This is a genomic window from Paenibacillus sp. MER 180, assembly GCF_023713665.1.
GTDB classification, from domain to species: Bacteria; Bacillota; Bacilli; order Paenibacillales; family Paenibacillaceae; genus Paenibacillus_B; species Paenibacillus_B suaedae.
On record NZ_JAMAVT010000043.1, the window covers coordinates 1 to 3628 of the forward strand.

Here is a 3628-nt window from a genome sequence, read left to right on the forward strand (position 1 = left end):
CAAGCGTGATCTGCTCGTCTACCTTTTGCTCCACTTGATCGATGCGGCTTTCCAGGACAGGCACCTTGGTCATCATCTCGGCTGTTTGCTTTAGTGATAAGGCAATGGCTTCATTTGGTGTTAATGTTGGCACAGAGTACGCCCCCGTCTTCCGAATGGTCGGAATAACTTCATGAGTAATCCAGCGCTTGAATTGCTTCGCTTCTGGTTTGCGGCTGCCGAGAATTAGTGAGTACAAACCTGGTTCATTTACAACTTGTACCTGCTGCGCTCCACCAAGGGTGTCGGTTGAATCTACCCCCTTTTCATCTTCATCAAGGCGGGCTAATGCATCGCGATTGTTCTTGATTTCCAATACCTCACACACATCTTTTGCTACCCACCATGGTTGTCCATCCTTCGTTACTACTCGAATGTCATTTCCTGAAAAATTGAATACTTGTAATTGATTCATGCTGTTTTATCTCCTTTCTAATGGGCTTGTCTACTTATGAAAGCCTTTCGGCTCTCACACCACTTTTGCTTGATTACTAAGGATAATTGCCCAACCTGCTAGATGATAATTTCGCAATACCTTTTGTATTTCTTCCTCTGACGTAACCACGTTATCGTCACAAATCTTGATTACCGTATTTCCTGAGTAGTAAGTCTCCACGACATTGCCTGCCTTTATTTCCTCGCCTTTATCTGTCACAGGAACATCACCCCTGTAACCATGTGTATGCGTTATTGCTTGTACACCCATCTTACCTCCATGACTCAAATTTAATTTGATATTTAAACATTTTTAATGCGCATACCAAACAAAACCGCAAATAATAGTTGCGCAACTGATAGTTATTGTATATAATTTGATTCATAGGACATAATACAATATTATGCAAATTTAATTTGAGTCAGAACTATAAAAAGACGGTTCATTTAACTCAGGAAACAATTCATAAACAGACGCGCCTAAATAATTTGAAATCCTGAACAACAACTTTGTACTAGGATAGGAGCTGCCACTCTCTATCCCCCGCAAATGAGATTCTGTTATTTTAAGGTCACCTGCTACCAAACGTTGAGTTCCTTTGGCTTCCCTCAACTGCTTGAGATAAATTCTGTCTGTACTTTTTTTGATGGACATTTTTTTAATTTCACCTCCTTGTCGTCCATTATACAACTCAAATATAATTTGTGCAACCACTATTTACGCAAATTTATTTTGTCCTAAATTTGTTGTGAACGGAGTGTTTTTAATGGACAACCTTGATTCAATTGGCAAACGAGTTCGTCACCTTAGGGTTAAAAACAAAATGACCCAAGAACAACTAGCCTCATCTCTGGAAATGAGTCCTGCGAACATTTCTAGTTATGAAAGAGATAAAAGCATTCCTCCAAGCGATACTCTTGCTACTATTGCTGATATTTTACATACAACAACTGCATATTTATTGTTGAAAACAGACAACCCAGAATTAGAAAATAAAAATGCCATCATCACTCAAAGTAACCTTGTCCCTCTTATAGGTTCAATCTGTGCTGGTAACGGTATAATTGCAGACGAACTAATTGAAGAGTACATAATGTATCCTTTCCCAAAGAAATCCATTCCAGACTTTGCGTTACGTGTGCAAGGGAATTCGATGGTTAACGCAGGAATACACGACAATGACATTGTCTACTTGAAAAAGGCTAATTGGGCCGAATATAACGGACAAATTGTAGCTGTGATCGTAGGTGGCGAGGAAGGTTCATTAAAGCGAATGAGATGGAGTCAGAATTCCCCATATATACAACTCACGCCAGAAAACAATGACTACGAGACATTAGAAGTACTGCCTAGTGATATAAGAGTTTGTGGATTGTACATGGGGCACTTCCACATTGCTGAGGAGGGATATAATGAATGATACATATTGTCTTTATTTGCGGAAATCGAGATCAGATATAGAAGCTGAGGCTCGAGGAGAAGGCGAAACACTTGAACGTCACAGACGGATTCTATTCGATCTAGCCAAACGATTAAACATACATATCTCAAAAGAATATAAGGAAATAGTATCAGGCGAGACAATCATAGAAAGAGAAGTTGTTCAAAATCTTTTACGTGATGTGGAACAAGGTGTTTGGACTGGAGTCCTTGTAGTAGAAGTTGAGCGACTGGCTCGTGGAGATACAATTGATCAAGGCATTGTGGCACAGACATTCAAATATTCCGGTACAAAGATCATTACACCAACGAAAACTTATGATCCTAATAATGAGTTTGACGAAGAGTACTTCGAATTTGGTTTGTTTATGTCCAGGCGGGAATTCAAGACAATTAATAGACGCTTGCAGAATGGTAGAATTTCATCTGTTAAAGAGGGGAAATATGTTGGTAACAAGGCCCCTTATGGCTATGATAGAGTAAAACTTATAAATGAGAAGGGTTATACACTTGAAAAGAATGAACTGTCTGGAATTGTTAAACTGATATTTGATCTTTATTGTTATGGTGAACCAGATAAAAATGGGATAAATCAAAGAATTGGTACTGGTAATATCGCAAAAAAACTAAACTTACTAAAGATCCCTACTATTTCTGGAGGTCCATGGACAGTGCCTACAATATCCGCCATATTGCGTAACCCCGTATATTACGGAATGATTAAGTGGGGGTCTAGGCGGATTGTGAAAAAAAGAAAAGACGGAATCATATCAAAGTCTAGACCGCGCGCAAGTATAGAAAATATGGAACTGTATAAAGGTAGACATGAAGCTATCATCTCTGAGGAAACATGGTTTATGGCGCAAGAAATACTAAGTAAGAATCCAGCAAAACCTGTCCCAGATAAACATGTAATCAAGAACCCATTAAGCGGACTGGTTGTATGTGCCAAGTGCGGAAGAAAGATGGTTCGAAGACCGCATCCAGGTGACTATCCAGATACATTAATGTGTCAATTACCACGATGCGGTAATAAAAGTTCATTCTTATACCTTGTTGAAGAGAAGATCATTGAAGGACTTAAACAATGGTTATCTTCTTATCAAGCTCAATGGGAGAAGATTAAGCCAGAAGAAGAAAAACAACGTTTAGACACAACAGGCATAAAGAAAGTAGCCTTATCTAAACTCGAAAAAGAATTAGAAACCGCCAATTCACAAATGGATAATCTAGATGATTTACTTGAACAAGGCATTTACAGTGTCGAAAAATACATGGACAGGGTTCAAAAAATAAAGGAAAAGATTAGTGATATTCGAAATTCGATGACTGCCATACAAGCAGATATTGAACATGAATCAAAATATGAAGAAGTTAGACAACAAATCATCCCAAAGGTTGAGCATGTCATTGATACCTACTTTTCTACAGAAAATCCGGCGCTACGTAATGACTTACTTCTGTCTGTTCTAAGTAAGATTGTTTATTTAAAAGAACGTGGCGGCAGATGGCACAATAAGCCTGATGATTTCGAATTAGAATTGCATCCTATATTGCCGCGTCATCACTGATAACATGATGGCGCGAATTCTTTAGCTCCAATATGTTATCAGTGATTGAAATATTTAAAATACGCCCCTGCCACCATACCAGATCCATCTAACAGGGGCGGTATCATCTCATCATTTACATAACTGACTATGTTCTAAGTGT

5 protein-coding genes are annotated in these 3628 nt (G+C 38.6%); 2 read left to right on the forward strand and 3 right to left on the reverse strand.

The annotated features are described in order from the left end of the window. The 3 genes from M3661_RS29625 to M3661_RS29635 form a co-directional block, all read right to left on the reverse strand. Window positions 1-454: BRO-N domain-containing protein (locus M3661_RS29625; RefSeq protein WP_251491180.1), on the reverse strand; the 454-nt coding region annotated here is incomplete at its 3' end. Between the two features lie 54 nt (window positions 455-508). After that, window positions 509-745, reverse strand: a complete 237-nt coding sequence (locus M3661_RS29630; protein ID WP_251491184.1) for a hypothetical protein — start codon at window positions 743-745, stop codon at window positions 509-511. A 141-nt stretch (window positions 746-886) separates the two neighbouring features. Next, a complete protein-coding gene (locus tag M3661_RS29635; protein WP_251491187.1) occupies window positions 887-1129 on the reverse strand; it encodes a helix-turn-helix domain-containing protein in 243 nt (80 codons plus the stop codon). 112 nt (window positions 1130-1241) lie between these two features. Here M3661_RS29635 and M3661_RS29640 point away from each other — a divergent pair, with 112 nt between their 5' ends. Both M3661_RS29640 and M3661_RS29645 read left to right on the forward strand, forming a co-directional pair. Beyond that, a complete protein-coding gene (locus tag M3661_RS29640; RefSeq protein WP_251491190.1) occupies window positions 1242-1895 on the forward strand; it encodes a S24 family peptidase in 654 nt (217 codons plus the stop codon). Continuing rightward, entirely contained in the window at window positions 1888-3486 is a 1599-nt protein-coding gene (locus M3661_RS29645) for a recombinase family protein (protein ID WP_251491192.1), read from the forward strand. Before M3661_RS29640 ends, M3661_RS29645 begins: the two co-directional genes overlap by 8 nt. Window positions 3487-3628: the final 142 nt, after the last annotated feature.

Bases quoted from the DNA above. Each gene is read 5' to 3' on its own strand.
- M3661_RS29630 (WP_251491184.1), bottom strand. From the start codon at position 745: ATGGGTGTACAAGCAATAACGCATACACATGGTTACAGGGGTGATGTT.
- M3661_RS29635 (WP_251491187.1), bottom strand. From the start codon at position 1,129: ATGTCCATCAAAAAAAGTACAGACAGAATTTATCTCAAGCAGTTGAGG.
- M3661_RS29640 (WP_251491190.1), top strand. From the start codon at position 1,242: ATGGACAACCTTGATTCAATTGGCAAACGAGTTCGTCACCTTAGGGTT.
- M3661_RS29645 (WP_251491192.1), top strand. From the start codon at position 1,888: ATGAATGATACATATTGTCTTTATTTGCGGAAATCGAGATCAGATATA.